Source organism: Marinibaculum pumilum (assembly GCF_042646425.1).
In the GTDB taxonomy this organism is placed as follows: domain Bacteria; phylum Pseudomonadota; class Alphaproteobacteria; order Ferrovibrionales; family Ferrovibrionaceae; genus Marinibaculum; species Marinibaculum pumilum.
In genome coordinates, this window is the sequence record NZ_JBHRTR010000009.1 from 50,559 (window position 1) to 75,265 (window position 24,707).

Sequence of the window (24,707 nt, forward strand, 5' to 3'; positions counted from 1 at the left end):
GGGGAGAACGTTGGAGCCGTTTCAGGTGCGCCGCTACACCGCTACGCCGTCTGCGCTTCCTTCAGCCCCAGTTCGCCGGTCATCTGTTCGCGCATGACGAACTTCTGTGCCTTGCCGGTGACGGTCATCGGGAAGGCCTCGACGAACTTCACGTAGCGCGGGATCTTGTAGTGGGCGATCTGGCCGCGGCAGAAGTCGCGGATCTCCTCCTGGTCCGCGGTCTCGCCCGGCTTCAGCACCACCCAGGCGCAGAGCTCCTCGCCGAACCGTTCGTCCGGCACGCCGAAGCATTGCACGTCCGCGATCTTCGGGTGGCGGTAGAGGAACTCCTCCACCTCGCGCGGATAGACGTTCTCGCCGCCGCGGATGATCATGTCCTTCACCCGGCCGACGATGTTGCAATAGCCCTCGGCGTCGATGGTGCCCAGGTCGCCGGTATGCATGAAGCCGTCCGCGTCGATCGACTCCGCGGTGCGCTCCTCGTCGTTCCAATAGCCCTTCATCACCGAATAGCCGCGGGTGCAGAGCTCGCCCGGCTGGCCGACCGGCACCACATTGCCGTCGCCGTCGACGGCCTTCACCTCCAGATGCGGGAAGATCCGGCCGACGGTGGAGACGCGGCGCTCCAGCGGGTCGGCGGTGGTCGACATGAAGGAGACGGGGCTGGTCTCGGTCATGCCGTAGGCGATGGTGACCTCCGACATGTGCATCTCGCTGACCACCCGCTTCATCACCTCCATCGGGCAGGGCGAGCCCGCCATGATGCCGGTGCGCAGGCTCGACAGGTCGAAGCTCTTGAAGTCGGGATGCGCCAGCTCGGCGATGAACATCGTCGGCACGCCGTGCAGGGCGGTGCACTTCTCCTCCTGCACCGTCTTCAGCACCGCGCCGGGCTCGAACGCCTCGTCGGGATAGATCATGGCGCTGCCATGGGTGGTGCAGGCCAGGTTGCCCAGCACCATGCCGAAGCAGTGGTACAGCGGCACCGGGATGCAGAGCCGGTCCTCCGGCCCCAGCTTCATGTATTCGCCGATGAAATAGCCGTTGTTCAGGATGTTGCGGTGGGTGAGGGTGGCGCCCTTCGGCGAACCCGTCGTGCCGGAGGTGAACTGGATGTTGATCGGATCGTCCGGGGTCAGGGTCTGCGCCAGCTTCTCCGCCTCGGCGCGGCCTTCGTCGGCGCGGGACATCACCTCGTCGAAGGACAGCATGCCCGGCGCCGGCTCCGGGCCCAGCTGGATCAGCATTTTCAGCGCGGGGAAGCGCGCGCTTTCCAATGCGCCGGGTGTCGCCTTGTCCAGCTCCGGGATCAGGCTCTGCACCATCTCCACATAGTTGGAGGTCTTGAACTGCGGCGAGAGGATCAGCGCCTTGCAGCCGACCTTGTTCAGCGCATAGTCCAGTTCCGACACCCGGTAGGCGGGGTTGATGTTGACCAGCACCAGGCCGACCTTCGCGGTCGCGTACTGGGTCAGCACCCATTCGTAGCGGTTGGGCGACCAGATGCCGATCCGGTCGCCCTTGGTCAGGCCCTGCGCCACCAGGGCGGCGGCCAGCTGGTCGGCCTTGGCGTTCATCTCCGCATAGGACCAGCGGATGTCCTGGTGGCGCACCACCAGCGCGTCGCGATTGCCGTGCCGCGCCGCCACTTCCTCGAAATTCTGGCCGATGGTCATGTCCAGAAGCGGCACGTCGGTGCGGCCGCGCACATGGGACTGGGTCAGTGCGGACATTGGTTCCTCCCGGGGATACGCAATCTTTGGGTACGCAAGGCTTTGAGGCGGATCTTATCGGGGCCGCCGGGCCGCGCCAATGCGCGAGGTGGGGACGGAGGTATGCATTCCCCCTTGCTGCGGCGCAGCAATGGTGGAACGATCCGGCTATGCTGCAGCTCACCAAGATCCTCGGCTATGCGGCCGAGCCGGACCTCGCCCACAGGCTCCACCATGTCGGCCATCACGGCGGCATCGAATACCTGCAGGTGCCGCCGCAGGATGTCGGGCGGCGGCGGCTGCGGATCACCGGCGACAAGGGCACCGACTGCGCCATCGCACTGGCCCGCGACGAACGGATGGGCGACGGCGCGGTGCTGCTGCTGGAACATGACCATGCCATCGTCGTGCGGCTGGGCGAGCAGGCCTGGCTGCGGCTGCGCCCAGCGGACGCCGCCGCGGCGGTGGAGCTGGGCTACAACGCCGGCAACCTGCACTGGAAGGTGCGCTTCGACGGCGCCGACCTGCTGGTCGCCCGCGACGGGCCCGTGGAACTCTACACCGCGCGGCTGCAGCCGCTGCTGGGCGGCGGCCGGGTCGCCGTGGTGGATGACTGACACCCCTGCCTCCTCCGCGACCGACCTGCAGCAGCTGCTTCTGCTGCTGCAGCACGGCGACGGCCAGTTCCCGTCCGGCGCCTTCGGCTTTTCCTGGGGGCTGGAGGGCATGCTGGCCGACGGCATGGTCCGCTCCGACGGGCTGCAGGCGGCGATCGGGTCGCTGCTGGCCGAGCGCTGGGCGCCGTTCGACCGGCTGGTCGTGCGCCGGGCCTGGCAGGCCGGTGGCGATGCGGATCGCCTCGCCGCACTGGACGCGGAGGTCGAGGCCTGCCTGCTGGTGCCGGCGGAACGCGCCGGCTCCGCACGCGCCGGCGCGGCCCTGCTGGCCAGTCACACGCGGCTGGGCACCGCCGGTGCATCAGCGCTGCAGGCGACAATCCGCGGCGGCGGCATGAAGGGTCACCGCCCGGTGGTCGAGGGCGCGCTGTGGCGCGGCCTGGGCCTGGCCGAACATGAGGCGCTGCTGCTCTCCGGCTACGGCTTCACCGCCGCGCTCTGCACCGCCGCCGTCCGGCTGGGCCGACTGGGCGCGCTGGGCCAGCAGGCGATCCTGACCGTGCTGCTGCCGCTTCTCGTAGACCTCGCGGCGGCGCCGGTCGAAGAGGATGCCGTCCTGGAAAGCTTCAACCCGCTGGCGGAAATCGCGATGCTGCGCCAGCCGGGCCGGTCCGCCAGCCTGTTCGCCACCTGACCGCCGCCTGACTTGCATCCCGATCCCCGCCGCGAAGGAGGAGTGCCGCCGATGATGAACCTCACCCCCACCGAGCTGGAGCGGCTGACGATCTTCACCGCCGCGGAGTTCGCCCGGCGCAACCGCCGCGACGGCGTGAAGCTGAGCCATCCGGAAGCGGTCGCCCTGATCACCGACGAGATGATGCATGCCGCCCGCCGCGGCATGCCCTACGAGGAGATCATCGACATGGCGGGCAAGACCCTGACCGCCGCCGACGTGATGCCCGGCGTGCCCGCGATGATCCCGGTGATCTGCGCCGAGGGCTGCTTCCCGGAGGGCACCAAGATGATGGTCGTGTTCTCCCCCATCGCGCCGGAGGCGGGCGCGGTGGTGCCGGGCGAGATCATCTGCGCCGACGACGAGCTGGAGCTGAATGCCGGCCGCGACGCGGTCGAGGTCGAGGTGGTGAACCGCGGCGACCGCGACATCCAGGTGCGCAGCCACGCCCATTTCTTCGAGGTCAACCGCGCCCTGGAGTTCGACCGGGAGAAGGCCTTCGGCATGCGGCTCGACAGCCCCTCCGGCGTCGGCCAGCGCTTCGAGCCCGGCATCCCGAAGACGGTGCGGCTGGTCGCCTTCGCCGGCAACCGCCGCGCGCTGGGCTTCGGCGGGCTGGTGCAGGGGCCGCTGGACGAGCCGAACGTGCGGGCGCGCGCGCTGGACGCCGCCCGCGCCCGCGGCTATCGCGGCGCCTGAGGGGGGACGGGGAAATGGTGAAACTGACCAGGCAGGATTATTCCGTCGTCTACGGACCGACCAGGGGCGACATGGTGCGGCTGGCCGATTCCGACCTGCTGGCGGAGATCGAGCATGACTACACCTCCTACGGCGACGAGCTGACCACCGGCGCGGGCAAGTCGATGCGCGACGGGGAGGGCTATAATCCCCGCGGCTCCTATGCCAGCGGCGCGCTCGACATGTGCGTGCAGAACTGCACCATCATCGACGCGGTGCAGGGTATCGTGAAGGCCGATATCGGCATCCGCGACGGCCGCATCGTCGGCATCGGCAAGGCCGGCAACCCCGACGTGATGGACGGCGTGACCCCGGGTATGGTCTGCGGCCCGAACACCACCATGGTGCATGGCGATCCCTATATCGCCACCGCCGGGGTGGTGGAGGGGCATGCCCATTTCCTGTCGCCGCAGCAGGCGGAACATGCCCTGGCCGGCGGCTGCACGACGATGATCGGCATGTCGCCGGGGCCGCATTTCGACACCTCCTGCTCCGGCCCCAACATCATGGGCCAGCTGATCCGTGGCGCGGATGAGTATTGCGTGAACTTCGGCTTCCTGGGGCGCGGCGCCTCCGACCCCGACGCGGTGGCGGAGACGGTGGCCGGCGGCGGCCTGGGGGTGAAGATCCACGAGGATCTGGGCGCGGCGCCGGCGGTGATCGACGGTTCGCTGATCGCGGCGGACCGGGCGGACTTCGCGGTGCACCTGCACACCGACACGATCAACGAGTTCGGCTATTGCGAAGACACCATGGCCGCCGTCGCCGGCCGGGTGATCCACATGTACCACGTGGAGGGGGCCGGCGGCGGCCATTCGCCGGACATCCTGAAGGTGAACTCCTACCCGAACGCGATCCCGTCCTCGACCAACCCGACCAACCCGTTCACGCCCCTGGCGCTGGACGAGGGCGTGCCGATGACGATGCTCGCCCATATCATGAACTACAACCTGCCGGAGGATATCGCCTTCGCCGAATGCCGGATCCGGCCGCAGAGCATGGCGGCGGAGGATTTCCTGCACGACATGGGCGCGATCTCCTGCTTCGCCACCGACACGCAAGGTATGGGCCGGCTGGCGGAGAACGCGGCGAAGTGCTGGCAGCTGGCCGCGGTGATGAAGGCGCGGATCGGTCGCTTGCCGGAGGAAAAGACGAAGCGCGCCGACAATGAGCGGATCAAGCGCTACATCGCCAAGCTGACGATCAACCCGGCCCGCGCCGTCGGCATCGACGACCATGTCGGCTCCCTGGAGCCGGGCAAGATGGCGGATGTCGTGCTCTGGCCGCGCGCGTCCTTCGGCATCAAGCCCTGGATGGTGATCAAGTCCGGCTTCGTCGCCTGGGCGGCGATGGGCGACGGCAACGGCTCCACCATCAATGCCGAGCCCATCGTCCAGCGGCCGATGTGGGGCGGCATCGGCACCGCCAAGCACCATCTGGGCGTGACCTTCGTGTCGAAGCTGGCGATCGAGGCGGATACCCGCCGCAAGCTCGGCGTGCAGAAGCGCTTCGTGCAGATCAAGTCGGTGCGCAACCTGTCGAAACGCGACATGCTGCACAACGACCTGATGCCTGCGATCGAGGTCGATCCGCAGAGCTTCGAGGTGCGGGCCGACGGCAAGCTGCTGATGTGCGAGCCGGCGACCGAGGTGCCCTTCTACCAGAAGTACATGCTGCGATGAGCCAGACAATTATTGACACAGAGGTCCCCTCGCCGGGGCAGGCGCCGGCCGCGGCGCGGGTGGGGATCGGCGGGCCGGTCGGCTCCGGCAAGACCGCCCTGGTGGAGCGGCTGATCCCCGCGCTGGGCGCGGAAGGGGTCGACCTGGCGGTGATCACCAACGACCTGGTGACCAAGGAGGATGCGGAGCGGGTGCGCCGGTCGGGCCTGATCGACCCGGAGCGGGTGCTGGCGGTGGAGGCGGGCGCCTGCCCGCATACCGTGATCCGCGAGGATCCGACCCTGAACATGACGGCAGCCGACCAGCTGGACCTGCGCTATGCGGGGCTGGACCTGATCCTGATCGAGAGCGGCGGCGACAACCTGGCCTCCACCTTCTCGCTGGACCTGGTCGACTACTGGATGTTCGTGATCGACGTCGCCGGCGGCGGCGACATCCCGCGCAAGCGCGGTCCCGGCGTCGTGCAGTCCGACCTGCTGATCATCAACAAGAGCGACCTGGCCCCCCATGTCGGGGTCGACCTGGCGCAGATGGAGGCGGAGGCCCGCGCGGTGCGGGACGGCCGGCCGGTGCTGCTGACCAACTGCCGCACGGGCGAGGGGATCGATGCCATCGTGGCGGCGCTGAAGCACGACGTCCTGTTCCGGTGAGCGAGGCCGCGTCGCCGGCCGCCCTGCTGTCGGAGGGAGGCACCGCACCGGCCTTCGCGGCCGGCAGCGGTGCCGGCATGCCGCAGCTTGACCTGACCTTCGCGCGCGATGCGGCCGGCACCAGCCGGGTGGTCCGGCGGCGGGTGCGCTATCCCTATGCCTTCCTGCGGCCGTTCTGGTTCGGCGACCGGCCCGAGGGTATCGCCACGGCGATCCTGCAGTCGGGGTCCGGCGGCCTGTTCGGCGGCGAGCGGCTGGGGCAGAGGGTGGCGGTGGAGCCCGGCGCGGCGCTGCACATCACCACCCAGGCCGCCGCCATCGTGCATGCGCGCCGCGGCCGGCCGGCGGCGGAGCAGCGCATCGCGCTGCACCTGGCCCCGGGCAGCCATCTGGAATACCTGCCGGAGCCGATGCTGGTCTTTCCCGACGGCGGGCTGGACCAGCGGATCGCGGTGGAGATGGCGCCGGATGCGGTCCTGCTGCTGGGCGACGGCATCGCCGCGCACGACCCGGATGCGGCCGAAAGCACCGTGCCGCAGCCGTTCGGCCTTTACCGCAACAGCCTTGAGGTGCGGCTGCCTGACGGCCGGCTGCTGTTCGCCGATCGCGGCACGGTGACGGGAGAGGGCTTCGCCGCCGCTTTGTCCGGGGGCGAACGGCCGCGTCGCGCCTGCGGCTGGTTCGCGGTGGTGGCCCCGGGCCTGCCGGACCGGCACGAACACCTGCAGGCGCAGCTGCAGACGGCGCTGGACGAACTGGCCGGTCCGGTCGAGGCGGCCGCCGGCATCCTGCCCGGCGGCGCCGGCGCCTGGTGCCGGATCGTGGCCACGGGCGGCGACGGCCTGAGGGCGGCCCAGCGCGCCTGCTGGTCGGCGGCGCGTCTGCTGCTGACCGGCGCGCCGCCGCCGCGCAACAGGAAGTAGCGCTGCCGGCATTGCCCAGCCTGCCCAAATTGCCACTTTTCAGTGCAGCATGCTGCCGTCTTTGCCTTTGTGATGAGCAAATGCTGCACACGTTTGCAGTTTGACGGGTGCGGGCGGCGCCCTCACGGCGTGAAGCCTGGGCATCTGCACAATGCTGCGCCGCAACAGAAGCCCCCTGCCTCCAGCTGTAGGCGTGGTGCAGACGACAGTTTTTCCGCGACGATGCGGCGAAGCCGCGGCGGCCTGCGGCCTGTGACCGTCGCACGGCGGCAGGACCGACGGCGCCGTGCGGCAACCGACGGTGTCCCGTGGCACATCCCTTGCGATGCCCTGCCTGTTGCATTCGGCGCCGCACAAGAGCGCCGCACGATAACAGGCAAGTCTAACAGGTGTGTCCGCACCCGGTCGGTGGTCTGCCGGCCGGGCGACGGGCACGGGGAACTCGGAGGCAATGATGGGGAATCGGATGAAGGTCGACCGGCGCACGTTCCTGGCGGGCACGGCAGCGGGTGCGTCGGCGGCGGCGATTGCCGGCATGTTCCCGGTGGTGGCGCAGGCCGCGGACGAGATCGTCGTGGGCGGCATCCATGACGAGAGCGGCTTCCTGGACATCGCCGGGCAGCCGATGTCGAAGGTGCTGCGCTTCGCGGTCGACGAACTGAACAAGAAGGGCGGCCTGCTGGGCAAGCAGATCAAGCTGAACGACTACGATTCCCAGTCGAACATGCAGCTCTATTCGCAATACGCCCAGCAGCTGGCGCTGAAGGACAAGGCGGCCGTCGTGCATGGCGGCATCACCTCCGCCAGCCGCGAGGTGATCCGGCCGGTGCTGCGCCGCTACAAGACCCTGTACTTCTACAACACCCTTTATGAAGGCGGCGTCTGCGACCGCAACCAGTTCGCCACCGGCACCACCCCGGCGCAGACGGTGGAAAAGCTGGTGCCCTATGTGATGAACCTGTGGGGCAAGAAGGTCTATACCCTGGCCGCGGACTACAATTACGGCCAGATCACCGCCGACTGGGTGAAGAAGTACGTGAAGGAAAATGGCGGCGAGGTGCTGTCCACTGACTTCTTCCCGTTGGACGTGACCAATTTCGGCCCGACGATCTCCAAGATCCAGGAAGCCAAGCCCGACATCCTGATGTCGGTGCTGGTCGGCTCCGCGCATCTCTCCTTCTACCGCCAGTGGGCGGCGGCGGGCATGACGAAGGAGATCCCGATGGCCTCCACCACCTTCGGTGCGGGCGGCAACGAGATCATCCTGATGGACCCGTCGGAGAGCGACGGCATCGTCAACGCGCTGGGCTATTTCCCGGAGATCCAGAACCCGGTCAACGACAAGTGGAAGGCCGACCTGAAGGCCTTCTACGGCGACGACATGCCGCTGCTGACCGAGCTCAGCTGCTGCACCTACGAGGGCTTCAACCTCTGGGCCCAGGCGGTGGAGAAGGCCGGCGACACCGACCGGATGAAGGTGATCGAGGCGCTGGAGAGCGGCCTGTCGATCGAGGGACCGTCCGGCAAGGTGACGATCGACCCGAAGACGCACCACACGATCCGCAACGTCTATGTCGCGCAGATCGAGAACCGCGCCTGGGGCATCAAGGAAGAGTACAAGCAGGTTCCTCCCGCCGACACCCAGGCGGTCTGCGACCTGCAGGCCAATCCGGACGACACCACGATGTACGTGATCAAGCTGGACGAATAGTCGCCAGCCCCGGCGGGGCGCCTTCGCGAAGGGCGCCCCGTCAGCGAACGACCGGCTTGACCGTACGGAAGGCTCCATGGACCTCGCGGCTATCGTCGTCATCGAGGTGCTGAACGCGATCGCCGGGCTGGTGCTGATCAGCATCGGCCTGGCGATCATCTTCGGCATGATGCGCGTCATCAACATCGCGCATGGCGAATTCCTGATGATGGGCGCCTATGCCGTCCTGATCAGCGTGAAGAACGGCATCAACATCTGGATCGCCATGCTGGTGATCGCGCCGATCGTTGTGGGGATCATCGGCGTGATCATCGAACGCTGCCTGATCCGCTTCCTCTACGGCCGGATGATCGACACCCTGCTGGCCACCTGGGGCCTGAGCCTGTTCCTGATCGGCGGCGTGACGATGATCTTCGGCAATACGGTCGAAGGTGTCTCCTCGCCGATGGGCAGCCTGCCGATCGGCACCTACACGGTCAGCTGGTACACCCTGTTCATGATCGTGCTGGCGGTGCTGCTGCTGATCGCCGTCTACCTGGTGATGAAGCGCACCCGGCTGGGCCTGATCGCCCGCGGCACGATGCAGAAGCCGGAGATGGCGGCCGCCCTGGGGATCGCGCCTTCCACCGTCTACATGGTCACCTTCGGCGTCGGCGCCGGCCTGGCCGGGCTAGCCGGCGGCGTCCTGGCGCCGGTCGCCGGCGTGGTGCCCAACATGGGCGCCGCCTATATCGCCAAGGCCTTCATCACCGTGGTGGTGGGCGGCGAGGCGATCGTCGTCGGCACCTCCGTGGCCTCCGGCCTGCTGGGCACCATCAGCCAGGTCATGACCTTCCTGACCACACCGGTCTGGGGCGATGCGGCGATGCTGTTCGTCGCGGTGATCCTGCTCAGGATCCTGCCCCAGGGCATCACCGGGCGGTTCTTCCGCCGGTCGATCTGAGCGGAGATGCGACGATGAGATTCTCCCTCGAAGATGCGGGCACCGTGGTGATCCTGGGCCTGGGGATCATCCTGCTGGTCCTCGGCCCGACGATGATCGACCTTTTCGAGTTGCTGACCCTGACGAAATACCTGATCCTGTCGCTGTTCGCGATGAGCCTCGCCTATATCTGGGGCTTCGGCGGCATCATCTCGTTCGGGCAGTCGGCCTTCTTCGGCCTGGGCGGCTATGCCTTCGGCGTTGCCGGGCTGAACATGATGGGCGACACCACCACGCCGCTGATCCTGTCGGTGCTGTTCGCCGGCGGCTTCGCCGCCGCGCTCGGCTACTTCATGTTCTACGGCCGCCTGACAGAGGTCTATATGGGCATCGTCACCCTGGTGGTGACCCTGATCCTGTACAAGCTGATCGGCCATACCGCGGGGTCGGAATATGCCATCGGCCAGGCCCGGCTGGGCGGCTTCAACGGCATGCCCAGCCTGCCGGTGATGGTGGACCCCTTCACCGGCGAGGAGATGTGGCCGGAGACCCTGTTCCAGGTCGTCCTGGGCCTGCTGCTGCTGGTCTATGTCATCCTGAAGCTGATCCAGAAGACCCGCTTCGGCCGGGTCTGCCTGGCGATCGCCAACAACGAGACCCGCGCCTCCCTGCTGGGCTACGACGTTCGCCTGCACAAGGTGGCGATGTTCGCCATCGGCGGCGGCATCGCCGGCCTTGCCGGCGGCCTCTATGCCAGCAACGAGGCGTTCATCGACCCCAATGCCCTGACCCTGATCATGTCGGCGCAGTGCCTGGTCTGGGTGATGGTCGGCGGGGTGGGCAGCTATATCGGCCCGATCCTGGCCTGCTGCGCGCTGAACTACCTGGCGGTCTGGCTGGGCGGCGTCGACTGGGGGATGAGCGGCTTCGAGCTGGAGAACCAGTTCATCGTCGGCACGATCCTGATCGTCATCGTGCTGGCCCTGCCGAAGGGCCTGGTGCCGACGATCCGCGACTGGATCTTCCCGCACTGGCCGCATCTCCGCGGACCGGAGGCGCGCGCCAGCGGCGGCGGCGGCGGCGCGACTGCAGCGCCGGCCGCCACGGCACCGCAGGCCGAGAGCGGGGAGCGGCCGGCATGAGCGAGCAGCTTCTGCTGGAGACCAGCGGCCTGACCATGCGCTTCGGCGGCGTGGTCGCGGTCAACGATGTCGACTTCAAGCTGCGCGAGGGCGAGCTGCGCTGCGTGATCGGCCCGAACGGCGCCGGCAAGAGCACCTTCTTCAAATGCATCACCGGCCAGCTGGAGCCGTCGGAGGGCAAGATCGCCTTCCTGGGCCGGTCGATCGCCGGCATGAACAGCCACGACATCGCCCGTCGCGGCATCGGCATCAAGACCCAGGTGCCGAACCTGTTCGACGGCCTGACGGTGGAGGAGAATATCTGGCTCTCGGCCCGCCGCCACCATATCGGCCGGGTCGCCACCCGCATCGCGCGCGAGGCGATGGAACGTGTGAAGATCGGCCATCTGGCGGGCTATGCCGCGGGCCAGCTGGCCCACGGCCAGCGCCAGCTTGTGGAACTGGCGGTGGTGCTGGCCGGCGAACCGCTGCTGGTGCTGCTGGACGAGCCGGCGGCCGGCATCACCGCGGAGGAGACCGTGCGCACGGCGGAGATCATCCGCGAGATCAACCGCGACACCACCCTGATCGTGGTGGAGCATGACATGCAGTTCATCCGCCAGATCGCCAAGACCGTGACGGTACTGCACCAGGGCGCAGTGCTGGTCGAGGACAGCATGGACAATATCCTGCGCAATCCGATGGTGCGCGACGTCTATCTGGGCAAGAAGGCCGCGCAATGAGCATGCTCTCGGTGAAGGACCTGACGGCCGGCTACGGCCAGGTGCGGGTGCTGAATGGCATCTCCTTCGAGGTGGCGCAGAACGAGTTCGTCGGCATCCTGGGCCATAACGGCATGGGCAAGACCACCCTGCTGCGCACCCTGATGGGCTATATCCGGGCGACCGGCGGCACGGTGGAGCTGGAGGGCCAGGCGATCACCCGGCTGTCCACCCATGCCCGCAGCCGCGCGGGGATGGGCATCGTGCCGCAGGGGCGGGAGATCTTTCCAGGACTCAGCGTGCGGGACAATCTGCGCATGGGCATGGCCGCCCGCAAGGTCGACGAGGCGGCGGAGATCGCGCAGATCCTGCAGGAATTCCCGCGGCTGGAGCGGCTGCTGGACCGCACCGGCGGCGCGCTGTCGGGCGGCGAGCAGCAGCTTCTGGCGCTGGCGCGCTGCCTCTGTGCCGCCCCCCGCTTGGTACTGCTGGACGAGCCGACCGAGGGCATCCAGCCGTCGATCATCGAAGAGATCGTCGAGACCCTGCATGCGCTGCGCAAGAAGCGCGACCTGACCGTGGTGCTGGTGGAGCAGAACCTGGACTTCATCGCCGAACTGGCCGACCGGGTGCTGATCATCCAGAAGGGCGAGTTTACCAACACCCTGGCGCCGTCGCAGCTGGCCGATGTGGAGATGGTCGGCGAGTTCGTGGGGTTCGGCGCCGGCTGAATACCGATATAGTCTGGCGCGGGCCCCGGGGGCGCCAGCGCCATCGCTGTGCCGGCGCGCCGGCCCGGACCGAACACCTCAACCGAAGGGGGGACATCATGGCAGTCCAGTTGCCGACCATGGAGCAGATGCGGGAGATCGCCGAGCAGTGCGGCATCACGCTCAGCGACGAGGAACTCGCCGAATATCGGGAGAACTTCAAGGGCAATATCGAGGCGTACAACATCGTCGACCGGATGCCCGACTACCTGCCGCAGGTGAAGTATCCGCGGACGCCGGGCTACCGCCCCGAGGGCGAGGAGAACAAGTACAACGCCTGGTACGTAAAATCCGTGATCAAGGGCGCCTCCGGCGGCAAGCTCGCCGGCAAGACGGTCGCGGTGAAGGACAATGTGATGGTCGCCGGCGTGCCGATGATGAACGGTTCGGCCACGATGGAAGGCTATGTCCCCGACGTCGATGCGACGATCATCACCCGGCTGCTGGATGCCGGCGCGGAGATCCGCGGCAAGGCGCATTGCGAGAGCTTCTGCCTGTCCGGCGGCAGCCATACCAACAGCACCGGCAATGTCCATAACCCGCGCAAGATGGGCTATTCGGCAGGCGGCTCTTCCTCCGGCTCCGCGGCCCTGGTTGCGGCCGGCGAAGTCGACCTGGCGGTCGGCGGCGACCAGGGCGGCTCGATCCGCATGCCGGCCGCCTATTGCGGCATCTACGGCATGAAGCCGACCCACGGGCTGGTGCCCTACACCGGCATCATGCCGATCGAGATCTACATCGACCATACCGGGCCGATGACCGCCAACGTCAAGGACAATGCCGCGATGCTGGAGGTGATGGCCGGCTCCGACGGCATGGATCCGCGCCAGTACGACGTGAAGACCCACCCCTATGCCGACATGCTGGACGGCGGCGTCTCCGGCATGAAGATCGCGGTGGTGAAGGAAGGCTTCGGCCACGCGAATTCCGAGAAGGACGTGGACGAGAAGGTCAGCACCGCGGCGGAGACCCTGCGGAAGATGGGCGCCCAGGTCGAGGAGGTCTCCATCCCCCTGCATGCCGAAGCCGGCGCGGTCTGGCTGCCGATCGGCGTCGAGGGCCTGACCCAGACCATGATGTGGGGCGATGGCTACGGCAACAGCCGGCAGGACATGTACGTCACCAGCCTGATGGACTTCCACCACCGCTGGCGGGACCGTGCCAACGAACTGGCGCCGACGGTGAAATACCTCACCATGCTGGGCACCTACATGCGGGAATATTACGGCCTGCGCTACTACGGCAAGGCGGTGAACATCTCGCGCAAGGTCCGCGCCGCCTATGACAAGGTGCTGGGGGAAGCCGATCTGCTGTTGATGCCGACGGTGCCGATGAAGGCGACGAAGCTGCCGGGGCCGGATGTCAGCCCGACGGAGTACTTCACCCGCGCCTACGAGATGCTGGCGAATACCTCGCCGTTCGACTACACGCACCATCCCGCGATGGCGATCCCCTGCGGCCTGGGCGACGGCCTGCCGATCAGCATGATGCTGGTGGGCAAGCATTACGACGAGCCCACGATCTATCGCGCGGCCTATGCCTTCGAGCAGGCCGGCGACTGGACCCGGATGTAGGACCCGCGGCGGGCGCCCGCTGTCAGGGCGCCCGCCATTTCCGCCCGCCACCTGCAGGGAGATGCCGCGATGCCCCGATCCTCCAGCTTCCCGATGCCGACCGTGTCCGATCTCCAGGATGCCGGGGCTCTCGGCGGCCTCGACATCTCCGAAGCCGACGCCGCCCGGTTCCGCGACAACCTGTTCCCGTTCTTCGACATGGCCGGGGAGATGCTGACGGTCCCCGACTATCTGCCGGAGGTGAGGTATCCGCGCACCCCGGGCTACCGGCCGGAAGGCGAGGAGAACCGCTATAACGCCTGGTACTACAAGACCTCGGTGAAGGGGACGCCGGGCGGCCGGCTGGCCGGCAAGACGGTGGCCCTGAAGGACAATGTGATGCTGGCCGGGGTGCCGATGATGAACGGCGCCTCGATGCTGGAGGGCTTCACGCCGGAGATCGACGCGACGATCGTCACCCGCATGCTGGACGAGGGCGCGGAGATCGCGGGCAAGGCGCATTGCGAATTCTTCTGCCTGTCGTCGGGCAGCCAGACCAACGCCACCGGGCCTTGCCATAACCCGCACAGGATCGGCCATACCGCGGGCGGCTCTTCTTCCGGCTCCGCGGCCCTGGTGGCGGCGGGCGAAGTCGACATGTCGATCGGCGGCGACCAGGCCGGCTCGATCCGCATGCCGGCGGCGTTCTGCGGCGTCTACGGCATGAAGCCGACCCATGGCCTGGTGCCCTATTCCGGCATCCTGGGCATGGAGGCGACGATCGACCATGCCGGGCCGATGACGAACTCGGTCGCCGACAATGCCCTGCTGCTGGAGGTGCTGGCCGGTCCCGACGGCATGGACGGCCGGCAGGTCGGCGTGCAGACCCACGCCTATAGCGAGGGGCTGGATGCCGGCATCAAGGGAATGAAGATCGGCGTCGTGAAGGAAGGCTTCGGCCTGCGGCAGTCGGAGGCGGCCGTCGATGCCAAGGTGAAGGCGGCGGCCGAGAAACTCGCCGCCCTGGGCGCGGAGGTGGAAGAGGTCTCCGTGCCGCTGCACGCCCAGATCGGCGTCTGGTACATGCCGATGCTGGCGGAGGGCATGGCCCGGCAGATGTTCTTTGGCGGCGGGGTTTCCTACGGCCTGAACCAGCTCTATCCGCCGGGCTATGTCACCCGGGCTGCATCCTGGAAGGACCGCGCCAACGAGTTCCCGGTCAACGTGACCGCGTTCCTGCTGTACGGCAGCTACCTGATGAAGGTCTCCAGGGGGCGGCTCTACGGCAAGGGCATCAACCTGCGGCGCAAGGCGCGGGCGATCTATGACGAGCTGTTCGGCCGCTACGACCTGCTGGCGATGCCGACGGTGCCGATGACCGCGCAGAAGCACGCCGAAGCCACCGGCAGCTGGGAGGACTGGCTGGCCCATTGCTGGGACCCGCTGCCCAACACCTCGCCCTACAACTATACCGGCCTGCCGTCGATGAACGTGCCCTGCGGCATGGTCGACGGCCTGCCGGTGGGCCTGATGCTGACCGGCAATGCCTGGCAGGAGCAGAAGATCTACCGCGCCGCCTATGCCTTCGAGCAGGCCGGCGACTGGAAGACGATGTAGGCGCCGGCGCGCGATACGGCAGTACGACAGGCAGGATCTGCTCCAGCTTCGTCACCGCCGCACTTGTTGCGGCGGTCCATGGTGCCGCCGGGCTCAATATTGGCAGGATGCTATTGAGGCGCGGCGCCATGGACACGCGGAACAAGTCCGCGAGTGACGCAGCAGGGGATGGCCATTGTCCCGTGATCCGTCAGCCGCGATGACAATGAGACTGCGGCGCCGCTATTTCGCCGTCTCCGCCGGGAAGGGCACCCCGCCGACCACGGTTCCGAGCACCTTGATCTCCTTCAGCTCTGCCGGGTCCGTCACCTCCAGCGGGTTGCGGTCCAGGACGGTGAAGTCGGCCAGCTTGCCGGTCTCGATCGAGCCTTTCTCACCGTCCTGTTTCATCAGTTCGGCCGCGCCCATGGTGACGGCGTAGAGCGCCTGCGGCACGGTCAGGCGTTCGCTGGCGCCCAGGACCCGGCCGGACATCGTTTCCCGGGTGGTCGCCACCCACATCGCATGCAGCGGATCGACCGGGGTCACAGAGGCATCGGAATGGATGCTGAACGGGATGCCGAGCCGGGCGGCGGAGCCGGCAGGATCCATTCGCTCGGCACGGTCCGGGCCGACCAGCTGGTCGTAGTGCAAATCGCCCCAATAGTAGATGTGGTTGGTGAACAGGTTGGTGCCGACCCCCAGTGCCTGCATCCGGCGCAGCTGCGCCTGCGAGGGGAACTGGTTGTGCTCCAGCCGGTGTCGCGGGTCCGGCATCGGATGCGCCTTCTGCGCCGCCTCGATGGCGTTCAGCGCCATCTCCGTCGCCTGGTCGGCATTGGTGTGGATCACCGCCTGCAGGCCGCGCCGGTTGACCTCGGTGACACCCTTGGTCAGCTCCGCCTGGGAGAGGTTCGCGACCCCGTTCTCGAAAGTGCGGTAGTAGTAGGGCCAGCGGAACAGGCCGGTGCCGCCCTGGATCGAGCCGTCTACGATGAACTTCACGCCCCCCAGGGCGAGGCGGTCATTGTCCTGTTCGTGCAGTTTGACCAGATAGTCGAGCCCGCCCTTTTCGGCGATCGGGCCGTCCTCGAAGATCTGGATCACCGGATGCAGGACCGTGCGCACCGGGAATGACGGGTCCTCGGCGGCCGCCCGGTAGGCCTTGTAGGCGCCGGGCACGGTGCCGAAGTTCATGTCGGTGAAGGTGGTGACGCCGACCCGGTGCGCCATGCGTCCGACATCGCGCACCGACTTCTCCATCACCTCTGCGCTGATCGGCGGCAGGCTCGGCAGGAAGGCGAGGACGGCCTTGATCTCCTCCAGCTCGCCGGTCGGCGCGCCGTCCTCCTTCACGATTCCCTCGATATCGGTATCGCCGGTGACACCGGCTGCCTTCAGGGCCGGCGAATTCACGTAGTAGATGTGCATCGACAGGTTCTCGATGAACATCGGATGGCCCTTGGAAATCGGGTCCAGGTCGGCCTTGGTCAGCGGCGCATTGCCGTAGAATTCCGGCTGGTAGCCCCAGGCGATCAGCCAGCTGTCGTCGTCGGGCATGGCGGCGGCGGCCTTGGCCAGCCGGTCCAGCACTGCCTGCTTGCTTTCCAGCCCCTTCACCAGGGTTCCGTCGGGCGCCACCCGGTCGAAGCGGCCGACATAGACGCCCTGCCAGAGGAGACCGGTGAAGAGGGCATGCATATGCGCCTCGATGAAGCCGGGAACGAGGACCGCATCGGCGAAGCTGTCGTCGATCGTGACCGGCACCGCTTCGCTGCCCCATTCCTCCAGCTGCTCGACCGTGCCGGTGCCCAGCACCCGGCCGTCCCTGACGGCGACGGCCCGGGCGGTCGGCATGACCGGATTCTGGGTTACCACGGTCCGGGCGGGAAAGATGGTGATGCCGGTCTCGGCGGCGGGTGCCGGCGGCGGACCTGGCGCGATCTCGTCCACGGCGGGCCTGGCGCGGGCGATCTCGCCCCCGGCAGTGCCGGACTGCGGGGCGAGCATGCCGGCCAACACCAGGATCAGGGCGGCGGCACAGGCGAGGCGGCGGATCGGCAACATGGTCTTCTCCGGGCAAAGGGTAGCCGGGGCGACCCTACCGCTTCGTTTTGCGGCCCCGCAACCGGGCGCCGTTTTCCATGGGCCGCACCCGTCAGGCCAGCTGGCGCGCGGGCCGTATCCGACCGGCGGCACGCACGCGCCGGCGTCGCAGACGCAGGGCCGTCCAAAGGCTCTGCCAGAGCTCCGCCGCCGCTTCCGCCCGCAGGCGGCGCGCCGCCAGCAGATAGTCTTCCTTGGTCAGGCGATCGCCTGTGCGGGCCTGTTCGGTCGCTGCATCGGCATTCAGGGATATCCGGGTCATGGTGTCCTCCATCGCTACGGGACGGAGATACGCCTCTTGCCACAGCTTGATAATTGGTGCTGTCTTGAAAGGATCTTTCGGAAATTCAAGAAGGTGAGGGATGCAGAGCCGCGATCTTGCCCTGTTCGTCCAGGCCGCCCGGTCCGGCAGCCTGTCCCAGGCGGGGCGCGACCTGGGCCTGTCGCCGGCGACGGCCAGCGCACGCCTCAGCGCCCTGGAACAGGATCTCGGCGTGCGCCTGATGCACCGGACCACGCGCAGCCTGACCCTGACGGCGGAGGGGCAGGCCTTCCTGGCCTATGCGACCCGCATCCTCGATGACCTGGAGGAGGCGCGGGCGGCCGTGTCGGGGACGGAGGCGCCGCGCGGCCGGCTGCGGGTCGCGGTGCCGGCCTTCTTCGGGCGCATCACCATCACCACGGCATTGCCGGAATTCCTGCGCCGCTATCCCGGACTGGTGCTGGACATGGACTATTCCGATGCCTTCGTGAACCTGGTGGAGCAGGGCTTCGACGTGGCGATCCGCATCGGCAACCTGCCGGACAGCGCCCTGATCGCGCGTCGGCTGGCGCCGAACGCCCGGGTGATCTGTGCCGCGCCGTCCTATCTGGCGACGCATGGCGCGCCGCAGCGGCCGGAGGACCTGGCCGACCATGACTGCGTCACGATGGCGAACATGCGGCGCTGGAGCTTCGCCCGGCCCGGCGGGCCCCTTACGGTGGAGGTTTCCGGCCGCCTGCTGGTCAACAGCGGCGACGCCCTGCGCGATGCCGGCCTGGCCGGCCTGGGCCTGGTGCTGAAATCGACCTGGGACGTGGGCGAGGACCTGCGCCGCGGCGACCTTGTGCCGGTCCTCGCCGATCATCCGCTGGTCGACCAGGGCGCGATCTGGGCGGTCTATCCCAGCGCCCGCCTGCTGGCGCCGAAGGTGCGCGCCTTCGTCGACTTCTTCGCCGACCATTTCGCGACAAAGGCCGCGGATCTGCCGCCCGCCTGACCGGCGAGGATGTCGAGTCCCGTGCACTCGCCCTTGAAAAATTCCAAGGAATGTAAATATATATTCCCAGGAATTGAAAGAGGAGGCGGCGATGCGACGGTCGCGACGGAACTTCATAAGGGTGGCGGGGGGCGGGGTCGTCCTGGGCGCTGGCGCGCTGGCGCTGGCACGCTGCGACGGCATGCCGGACAGCGCCGTGGCGGCCTGGTCGCCGGCGGCACCGGCCGCGGCGGGCGATGTGCGCCGGCAGGCCCTGGCCTACGCGATCCTGGCGCCCAACCCGCACAACATCCAGCCCTGGCTGGTCGACCTGTCGGAGCCGGACACCGTGGTCCTTCACGTCGACCGGACGCGGCTGCTGCCGATGACCGACCCGCCCAACCGGCAGATCGTCATCGGTCATGGCACCTTCCTGGAACTGCTCGACATCGCGGCGCGGGAGGAGGGCCATCGCCTGGAGATCACGCCGTTCCCGGACGGCCAGTTCGGCGCCGATTCCGTCGACGACCGGCCGGTCGCCCGGATCCGGTTCGTCCCGGACCCCTCAGTGGCCCGCGACCTGTTGTTCGCGCAGGCGCTGCGCCGGCGGTCCACCAAGACGCCGTACGACACCGACCGGCCGCTGTCGGCGGACCATCGGACCGCCCTGTCGGCGTTGCTGCGCATGCCGGAGGTTGCAGCGGCGGGATGCCGGCTGCACCTGGCGGACGATCCGGAAACGGCGGCGGACCTGAGGGAGATCACCGGTGCCGCGGTGGATATCGAGATGCAGACGCCGCGCACCCATCGCGAGAGCATCGACCTGCTGCGCATCGGCGCCGCGGAGATCGCCGCCCATCGGGACGGCATCGACCTGCACGGGCCGATGTTCTGGTGGATGAAGCGGCTCGGCCTGATGACCCGCGAGAAGGCGATGACCCCCGGCACCATGGCCTGGCAGGGCGGCGTCGACTATGCGCGCGGCTGGGTGGCGGGAACCGGCGCGTTCGGCTGGCTGACGACGGAGGCCAACGACCGGATGGCGCAGCTGGCGGCCGGGCGCCTGTACATGCGGCTGGACCTGACGGCCGCCGCCCTGGGGGTGGCGATCCACCCGGTCAGCCAGGTGCTGCAGGAATATCCCGAGATGGCGGCGCTGCAGGAGCATTTCCGCACGCGGCTGGACGTGGCGCCGGGACAGAGCGTCCAGATGCTGTATCGTCTGGGCTATGCCGCGGCGGCCGATCCCGCGCCGCGGCGCGGTGTGGAGGCGATCGTGAGGCAGGGGTGACCAGGCAGGGACGAGGCACGGGCGGCGGCGCCGCCGAAGCGCCGTCCGCCGGCGATGCGCCGCCGGCGCAGGACCTTCGCTTCCGGATCGTCAACTGGATCGGCATCATCGACCAGCTGGCGGGCGCGCGCGCCAATACCCTGCTGGCGCCGCTGGACCTGACCCTGCCGCAGTTCGCGCTGCTGAACCATTTCAGCTGGCGCGGCGAGGCGGGGCTGACCGTCGGCGCCGTCGCGCGGGCGATGCAGCAGCCGCAGCCGGGCATCACCAAGACCCTGCAGAAGCTGGAGGATCGCGGCTTCCTGTGGTCCGTGCCGAACCCCGTAGACGGCCGTTCGCGCCTGCTGCATATGAGCGAGGCGGGCCGCACGGCGCATCTTGCCGCCGTAGAGGTGCTGGGCCGGGCGCTGGCCGCACCCTTCGCCGACTGGACGCCGGAGGAACTGGACCTCTGTTTCCGCCTGCTCGACCGGCTGAAGGTCTGGTTCGACGCGAACCGCTGACCGCAGATCCGCATCCCGTCTTTCCTCGCGCCCGCCATGCTGCAACACTGCGGCCGATTCAGCACAGCCTCAGGGGAGCGAGATGGCGGCCATCGACGTGAAGACGGAAGTGACGGGCAAGGTGTGGAAGGTGGTTGCCAAGCCCGGCGACAAGCTGGCCGCCGATGACGAGATCATGATCCTGGAATCGATGAAGATGGAGATCCCGGTCGTGGCACCCGAGGCCGGCACGCTGAAGGAACTGAGCGTCGCCGAGGGCGATGCGGTCACCGAGGACCAGGTTGTCGCCGTCGTCGAGAGCTGAGCGACCGGGCCGGCCGGCAGGGAAGCGGGGCGACATCTCGGAAAGGCCCGTGACACCGCGATGATGGCCGAGACCTCTGCCGGTCCGGCGCAGGGCGGACCGGGAAATGCCTTCGACGATAGCCTGGAGGCCTCGGCCGGGGCCTTCGCCATGGTCGAGACCTCTCTCGACCGCTGCGGCTATGCAGTTCTTCGAGCCTTTCTCGATCCGGCACGGCTTTCGCACCTGGCCGGCCTGGCCAGCCTGGCCAGGGACGCGGCTGCGATGCCGGAAGAACGCCGCGGGCGCAGGGTCCCGCAAGCGGCGCTCGAGCAGGCGGCGCCAGGCCTATCGCTGCTTGCGCCCTGGCCGGTGCCGCACGGGTACAGGCTGCTTCAGCATCTTCTGGGCCGCAACTATGCCGTGGGCCGCGCATTCATTGTGGCAGCCGGAGAGCCTGCGTCCGACCTCCCGGCAGGCGCTGCGGAGACGGCCCCCCCTGCGGGCGCAGTGCTCGAGGCCTGGTTGCCGCTGCAGGCGCCTGTCGGCGCGCAGGCCGGTGTCATGCTGCCTGGCGACGTGCTGCTGCTGCGGGGTGCCGGAAGGCCGATCTCGGCAGCGGCCGCGGCGATGCGGGCGCCCGGTGCCAGTCTGGTCCTCGCTTTCGGCAACAGGCCGCCGCGAACGCCCTCGCGGGGCATCCCGAAATCGGTTCCGGCACCCTTTGCCGTCCACCTGACACAGTTGGACGAACTTGTTTCGCTGGCCTCCCGGCTCTCGGGAAGGGGCGCAGCGGCCGTGGCGCAAGGGCCGTCGAGAGAGGTCGACGACGACGCAGCGGCGGGGCGCCTGGTCTCCCTCGCGGGAACGATACTGCAGCACGTGGTGCCGCAGCAGGTGTTGCCGCCGTTGCGCGCGGCACTCGACGCAGCGGGATTGATCCCGGCCGACGAGCCGGCCTGGCCCCTGTGGCAGCAGGCGGTCCCGGGCGAGGCTGGGAGCGTGACGGCAGACAGTCTGCCGCCGCTGCGGCAGCCGACTTTCGGCCTTTGCATGGCCGTACGCAATCATGCGGCCGACCTGCGCCGTTCCCTGGCGGGCATCGCAGGCCAATGGCGCCCCTTCGATCGGGTGGTGCTGGTTGACGATGCATCCGACGATGAGACGGCCGGGGTGATGTCGGCCTTTGCGGCGGCGCGGCCTGGGGTCGAAGTTCGCCGCAACGCGGCGCAAATCGGACCCGTCGCCACGGTGTGCCATGCGCTGGAAGACCTGGGAACCGACTACATTGCCTGGGCCGCCGCCGACGACTGGCTGCTGCCTGCCATGCTGATGCGCCTGTCGGAGGCGGCTGCCCGGCAGCCGCAGGCCGGGCTCGTGCTGGGCGAGACAGGCGTGGTGCCCCGGCACCAGGGGCGCTTCGGAAGCGTGGCGCCGCTGATCCACGGCACCAACCGCCTTGCCAGTCTGCCGCCGGTTTTGCCGCCGGCCGAGCTGCCGCAGCTATTTGCCTGTCGCCGGTTGTGGTTCGGCACCGCCTGGCTGGTGCGTGCAGATGCCCTTGCCCGCGTCGGCGGCTTTCGTCCCGCGGAAGGCTCGCTGGCGGATTTCTCCGCCCTGCTTCACGTTCTGATGCGCTTCGGGGCCGTCCTGGCTCCGGAACGGCTCAGTGTCATGACATCGGAGCAGGCGACCTATTCCCAGGCGATCGGCCGGAGCACCGAACGTGCTGCGGCACAGCGCGACGCGGTCCTTGCCAGGTTGAAAGCCCCGGACGCCCGGCCCGTCTACGAGACGCTCGCCGCGACTCCCGCCTTCATCCATGACCTGCAGTCTGACGCCGAGCTGTTTTCCGGCTATCTCGCCCGGCGTCCGCAGCACTGGGACCTGCTGTTCAGTGGTATCTGGTGGGCGCTGCGTCACGGTCAGGCGAGGCGGCATTCCGGCAAACGGCAGGAACAGGATGCCTGAAGGCAAGCCACAGGCGCTTCCCGTCCTGCCGTTCGCTGACGCCCTGGCGACACCACTTGCGGAGATTGTCGACCTGCATGGCGGGGTGGTGCTGCGCGGCGCCGTATCCGCGGTGCAGCTTCAGGCCTTCACCGCGCGGCTGCCGGCGGGCGGCAGGCCGCTGGACGCCGACAGGCTTTCGCGTCGGAATCCGGGCCATGCGCTGACCGACATCCTGCCTGCGCCGCAGACCTACCAATTGCTGCAGAGCCTTCTGGGCGATGACTACGTCCTGGTGGATGCCTGTCTGGGTTCGGGTGCGCACGGTCCCATGCCGCCCGGCGCGGACGCCGTCGAACTGCGGCTGCCATTGCGTCCGGTCGCCAAAGGCCCCGCCGCCGACCTGATCCTGTTGCGAGGGCCGGCGGCGACAGCGATGCCGCCCGACGCACTGATGATATTCTACCGCTTTGCGCCTCGTCATCCGCCGTCGCCGCGCCTTTCGGCCGAACTCCTGCCGCGGCTTCGCGTCATCGCCGGCCTGATTGCCCCGCACGATGCCACCGGCCCGGACGATGCCGGCACCCCGGCCGGCAAGGGAGCGGAGATTGCCATTGCGCAGGCCAGGCTGATGCAGGACTTCCGGCCCGGCGAGGTCCTCCCCCTGCTGCGCGGCGTTCTGGAGGATGACGGCCTCCTGCCGGCCGGTACTGCGCGCTGGGCGATGCCGGAATACGATCCGCCGCCGGAATCGCCATCCCTGCCGGCGTCGGCGGGCCATGGCTTCGGCCTTGTCCTGGCCGTGAGAAACCAGGCGGAACTGCTGCAGCGTGCACTGGACGGGCTGGCCGCGCAGGAACGCCCATTCGATCAGATCGTCCTAGTTGACGATGCGTCGGAGGATGCCAGCCTGAACGTGCTGCAGCGCTTCGCGGCTGACGACGGCCGGGTTGAAGTGATGAGCAATCCCATCCGCCTTGGCGGCGTCGCCAGTGCGGCGCTGGCGCTCCGGCAGTTGCGGACCGGTTATGTCAGCTGGGCGTCGGCCGACGACCTCCTGCTTCCCCATGCGCTCGCCCGGCTTGCCGCCGCTGCCGAGGAATATCCCGCCGCCGCGCTGGCCCTGGGAGAGACCGGGGTCGCCGAACGCACCGGAGGGCGGATCGGCCCGGTCGGCCGCATGGCCAGTGGCGGCGCTGAGATGGGAAGCCTGGCGCCCTTCCTCGCGCCGCATGACCTGCCGCGCATGCTGTGCTGCCGCCCGCTGTCCTTCGGGACCGCCTGGGCAATGCGCAGGGATGCCCTTCTGGCAGCGGGCGGGTTCGAACCTGATCTGGGCCCGCTGGCAGATTTCTACGCGGCGCTGGCGCTGAGCTTCAGGCATGGCGTGGCCGTGGTGCCGGAGCGGCTCTCGTCGATGAGTGTCTCTGCGACAAGCTATTCTCGCAGGGCCGGCCGCGACGTGGCGGCGGCGACAGCGTCACGGGATGCCGTCATGGAGCGGCTGAAGGGACCAGGCGGCCGCGATGTCTATTGGTGGCTGTCGGCCACGCCCGCCCTTATCGGCGACATGCAGTCCGGCGCGGAGCTTTTCTCGACCTATTTTGCCTTGCGACCCTGTCACTGGGACCTGATGTTGCGCGCGCTGCACTGGGGCCTGCGACATGGCACCCTGTCCGTGGCAAAAGGGCCCTGAAATCCCGTGCACTGCCTCCCTGTTCCGGCATCCTGGCAGCGGGACAAAGCCGCGCCTGCGCTCCCCACTGGCGACTGCGGCGCTTCCGTCCTTCCCGCTGCGCTGCATGCCTTTCGAACAGCACGCGATACTGCAACGCTGCCGGCGCCTCGGTATGGTCTGCATGAAGTGACATGCCGGTCCGAGACGC

The 24,707-nt window shown here is 68.4% G+C and carries 22 protein-coding genes; 19 read left to right on the forward strand and 3 right to left on the reverse strand.

Annotated features, from left to right (window positions below; all coding sequences use genetic code 11):
- Window positions 1–41: 41 nt before the first annotated feature.
- Window positions 42–1,733, reverse strand: a complete 1,692-nt coding sequence (locus tag ACFOGJ_RS03240; RefSeq protein WP_379898097.1) for an AMP-binding protein — start codon at window positions 1,731–1,733, stop codon at window positions 42–44.
- Window positions 1,734–1,882: 149 nt separating this feature from the next.
- On the opposite strand from ACFOGJ_RS03240, the gene ureE reads away from it, so the two are divergent.
- The 13 genes from ureE to ACFOGJ_RS03305 all read left to right on the forward strand — a co-directional run bounded on the left by ureE (window position 1,883) and on the right by ACFOGJ_RS03305 (window position 15,471).
- Entirely contained in the window at window positions 1,883–2,329 is a 447-nt protein-coding gene (gene ureE, locus ACFOGJ_RS03245; RefSeq protein ID WP_379898099.1) for an urease accessory protein UreE, read from the forward strand.
- Window positions 2,322–3,023 carry an urease accessory protein UreF gene (locus ACFOGJ_RS03250; protein WP_379898101.1) on the forward strand — a complete coding sequence of 234 codons (702 nt, stop codon included), beginning with the start codon at window positions 2,322–2,324 and terminating at the stop codon, window positions 3,021–3,023. Before ureE ends, ACFOGJ_RS03250 begins: the two co-directional genes overlap by 8 nt.
- 51 nt (window positions 3,024–3,074) lie before the next feature.
- On the forward strand, window positions 3,075–3,761 hold the full coding sequence (gene ureB, locus ACFOGJ_RS03255) for an urease subunit beta (RefSeq protein ID WP_379898102.1): 687 nt from the start codon (window positions 3,075–3,077) through the stop codon (window positions 3,759–3,761).
- A 14-nt stretch (window positions 3,762–3,775) separates the two neighbouring features.
- Complete coding sequence (gene ureC, locus ACFOGJ_RS03260; protein ID WP_379898104.1) at window positions 3,776–5,482, forward strand: urease subunit alpha; 1,707 nt, start codon at window positions 3,776–3,778, stop codon at window positions 5,480–5,482.
- Entirely contained in the window at window positions 5,479–6,132 is a 654-nt protein-coding gene (gene ureG, locus ACFOGJ_RS03265) for an urease accessory protein UreG (RefSeq protein WP_379898105.1), read from the forward strand. Before ureC ends, ureG begins: the two co-directional genes overlap by 4 nt.
- On the forward strand, window positions 6,129–7,055 hold the full coding sequence (locus tag ACFOGJ_RS03270) for an urease accessory protein UreD (protein WP_379898106.1): 927 nt from the start codon (window positions 6,129–6,131) through the stop codon (window positions 7,053–7,055). The genes ureG and ACFOGJ_RS03270 overlap by 4 nt, the downstream gene beginning before the upstream one ends.
- A 451-nt stretch (window positions 7,056–7,506) precedes the next feature.
- Window positions 7,507–8,766 (forward strand): urea ABC transporter substrate-binding protein, encoded by a 1,260-nt coding sequence (locus ACFOGJ_RS03275; RefSeq protein ID WP_379898107.1) that lies wholly within the window; start codon window positions 7,507–7,509, stop codon window positions 8,764–8,766.
- A gap of 76 nt (window positions 8,767–8,842) precedes the next feature.
- Window positions 8,843–9,709, forward strand: coding sequence for an ABC transporter permease subunit (locus ACFOGJ_RS03280; protein WP_379898109.1), 867 nt, complete (start codon window positions 8,843–8,845; stop codon window positions 9,707–9,709).
- Window positions 9,710–9,723: 14 nt separating this feature from the next.
- Window positions 9,724–10,830 carry an ABC transporter permease subunit gene (locus ACFOGJ_RS03285; protein WP_379898111.1) on the forward strand — a complete coding sequence of 369 codons (1,107 nt, stop codon included), beginning with the start codon at window positions 9,724–9,726 and terminating at the stop codon, window positions 10,828–10,830.
- Window positions 10,827–11,552, forward strand: coding sequence for an ATP-binding cassette domain-containing protein (locus ACFOGJ_RS03290; RefSeq protein WP_379898112.1), 726 nt, complete (start codon window positions 10,827–10,829; stop codon window positions 11,550–11,552). The genes ACFOGJ_RS03285 and ACFOGJ_RS03290 overlap by 4 nt, the downstream gene beginning before the upstream one ends.
- A complete protein-coding gene (locus tag ACFOGJ_RS03295; protein WP_379898113.1) occupies window positions 11,549–12,262 on the forward strand; it encodes an ABC transporter ATP-binding protein in 714 nt (237 codons plus the stop codon). The genes ACFOGJ_RS03290 and ACFOGJ_RS03295 overlap by 4 nt, the downstream gene beginning before the upstream one ends.
- 98 nt (window positions 12,263–12,360) lie before the next feature.
- The gene (locus tag ACFOGJ_RS03300) at window positions 12,361–13,875 is read left to right on the forward strand and encodes an amidase (RefSeq protein WP_379898114.1); all 1,515 of its coding nucleotides are present in this window, start codon (window positions 12,361–12,363) and stop codon (window positions 13,873–13,875) included.
- A gap of 69 nt (window positions 13,876–13,944) precedes the next feature.
- A complete protein-coding gene (locus tag ACFOGJ_RS03305; RefSeq protein ID WP_379898116.1) occupies window positions 13,945–15,471 on the forward strand; it encodes an amidase in 1,527 nt (508 codons plus the stop codon).
- A 222-nt stretch (window positions 15,472–15,693) separates the two neighbouring features.
- Here ACFOGJ_RS03305 and ACFOGJ_RS03310 read toward each other — a convergent pair whose 3' ends face one another.
- Both ACFOGJ_RS03310 and ACFOGJ_RS03315 read right to left on the reverse strand, forming a co-directional pair.
- Window positions 15,694–17,517: an amidohydrolase gene (locus ACFOGJ_RS03310; protein ID WP_379898118.1), complete on the reverse strand. Its 1,824-nt coding sequence runs from the start codon at window positions 17,515–17,517 to the stop codon at window positions 15,694–15,696.
- 91 nt (window positions 17,518–17,608) lie between these two features.
- On the reverse strand, window positions 17,609–17,818 hold the full coding sequence (locus ACFOGJ_RS03315; RefSeq protein WP_379898119.1) for a hypothetical protein: 210 nt from the start codon (window positions 17,816–17,818) through the stop codon (window positions 17,609–17,611).
- 100 nt (window positions 17,819–17,918) lie between these two features.
- Here ACFOGJ_RS03315 and ACFOGJ_RS03320 point away from each other — a divergent pair, with 100 nt between their 5' ends.
- The 6 genes from ACFOGJ_RS03320 (at window position 17,919) to ACFOGJ_RS03345 (ending at window position 24,517) form a co-directional block, all read left to right on the forward strand.
- Entirely contained in the window at window positions 17,919–18,815 is an 897-nt protein-coding gene (locus tag ACFOGJ_RS03320) for a LysR family transcriptional regulator (protein WP_379898120.1), read from the forward strand.
- A gap of 91 nt (window positions 18,816–18,906) precedes the next feature.
- The gene (locus ACFOGJ_RS03325; protein WP_379898121.1) at window positions 18,907–20,085 is read left to right on the forward strand and encodes an Acg family FMN-binding oxidoreductase; all 1,179 of its coding nucleotides are present in this window, start codon (window positions 18,907–18,909) and stop codon (window positions 20,083–20,085) included.
- A complete protein-coding gene (locus ACFOGJ_RS03330) occupies window positions 20,082–20,588 on the forward strand; it encodes a MarR family winged helix-turn-helix transcriptional regulator (RefSeq protein ID WP_379898123.1) in 507 nt (168 codons plus the stop codon). Before ACFOGJ_RS03325 ends, ACFOGJ_RS03330 begins: the two co-directional genes overlap by 4 nt.
- A gap of 82 nt (window positions 20,589–20,670) precedes the next feature.
- On the forward strand, window positions 20,671–20,892 hold the full coding sequence (locus tag ACFOGJ_RS03335) for a biotin/lipoyl-binding carrier protein (protein ID WP_379898124.1): 222 nt from the start codon (window positions 20,671–20,673) through the stop codon (window positions 20,890–20,892).
- Between the two features lie 60 nt (window positions 20,893–20,952).
- Window positions 20,953–22,842, forward strand: a complete 1,890-nt coding sequence (locus ACFOGJ_RS03340) for a glycosyltransferase family 2 protein (RefSeq protein WP_379898125.1) — start codon at window positions 20,953–20,955, stop codon at window positions 22,840–22,842.
- Window positions 22,835–24,517, forward strand: coding sequence for a glycosyltransferase family 2 protein (locus ACFOGJ_RS03345; protein WP_379898127.1), 1,683 nt, complete (start codon window positions 22,835–22,837; stop codon window positions 24,515–24,517). The genes ACFOGJ_RS03340 and ACFOGJ_RS03345 overlap by 8 nt, the downstream gene beginning before the upstream one ends.
- Window positions 24,518–24,707 lie beyond the last annotated feature (190 nt).

Excerpts from the sequence above, each read along its gene's own strand:
- ACFOGJ_RS03240 (WP_379898097.1), bottom strand. The coding sequence starts at position 1,733 with ATGTCCGCACTGACCCAGTCCCATGTGCGCGGCCGCACCGACGTGCCG.
- ureE (WP_379898099.1), top strand. The coding sequence starts at position 1,883 with ATGCTGCAGCTCACCAAGATCCTCGGCTATGCGGCCGAGCCGGACCTC.
- ACFOGJ_RS03250 (WP_379898101.1), top strand. The coding sequence starts at position 2,322 with ATGACTGACACCCCTGCCTCCTCCGCGACCGACCTGCAGCAGCTGCTT.
- ureB (WP_379898102.1), top strand. The coding sequence starts at position 3,075 with ATGATGAACCTCACCCCCACCGAGCTGGAGCGGCTGACGATCTTCACC.
- ureC (WP_379898104.1), top strand. The coding sequence starts at position 3,776 with ATGGTGAAACTGACCAGGCAGGATTATTCCGTCGTCTACGGACCGACC.
- ureG (WP_379898105.1), top strand. The coding sequence starts at position 5,479 with ATGAGCCAGACAATTATTGACACAGAGGTCCCCTCGCCGGGGCAGGCG.
- ACFOGJ_RS03275 (WP_379898107.1), top strand. The coding sequence starts at position 7,507 with ATGATGGGGAATCGGATGAAGGTCGACCGGCGCACGTTCCTGGCGGGC.
- ACFOGJ_RS03280 (WP_379898109.1), top strand. The coding sequence starts at position 8,843 with ATGGACCTCGCGGCTATCGTCGTCATCGAGGTGCTGAACGCGATCGCC.
- ACFOGJ_RS03285 (WP_379898111.1), top strand. The coding sequence starts at position 9,724 with ATGAGATTCTCCCTCGAAGATGCGGGCACCGTGGTGATCCTGGGCCTG.
- ACFOGJ_RS03290 (WP_379898112.1), top strand. The coding sequence starts at position 10,827 with ATGAGCGAGCAGCTTCTGCTGGAGACCAGCGGCCTGACCATGCGCTTC.
- ACFOGJ_RS03295 (WP_379898113.1), top strand. The coding sequence starts at position 11,549 with ATGAGCATGCTCTCGGTGAAGGACCTGACGGCCGGCTACGGCCAGGTG.
- ACFOGJ_RS03300 (WP_379898114.1), top strand. The coding sequence starts at position 12,361 with ATGGCAGTCCAGTTGCCGACCATGGAGCAGATGCGGGAGATCGCCGAG.
- ACFOGJ_RS03305 (WP_379898116.1), top strand. The coding sequence starts at position 13,945 with ATGCCCCGATCCTCCAGCTTCCCGATGCCGACCGTGTCCGATCTCCAG.
- ACFOGJ_RS03310 (WP_379898118.1), bottom strand. The coding sequence starts at position 17,517 with ATGTTGCCGATCCGCCGCCTCGCCTGTGCCGCCGCCCTGATCCTGGTG.
- ACFOGJ_RS03315 (WP_379898119.1), bottom strand. The coding sequence starts at position 17,818 with ATGACCCGGATATCCCTGAATGCCGATGCAGCGACCGAACAGGCCCGC.
- ACFOGJ_RS03320 (WP_379898120.1), top strand. The coding sequence starts at position 17,919 with ATGCAGAGCCGCGATCTTGCCCTGTTCGTCCAGGCCGCCCGGTCCGGC.
- ACFOGJ_RS03325 (WP_379898121.1), top strand. The coding sequence starts at position 18,907 with ATGCGACGGTCGCGACGGAACTTCATAAGGGTGGCGGGGGGCGGGGTC.
- ACFOGJ_RS03335 (WP_379898124.1), top strand. The coding sequence starts at position 20,671 with ATGGCGGCCATCGACGTGAAGACGGAAGTGACGGGCAAGGTGTGGAAG.
- ACFOGJ_RS03340 (WP_379898125.1), top strand. The coding sequence starts at position 20,953 with ATGATGGCCGAGACCTCTGCCGGTCCGGCGCAGGGCGGACCGGGAAAT.
- ACFOGJ_RS03345 (WP_379898127.1), top strand. The coding sequence starts at position 22,835 with ATGCCTGAAGGCAAGCCACAGGCGCTTCCCGTCCTGCCGTTCGCTGAC.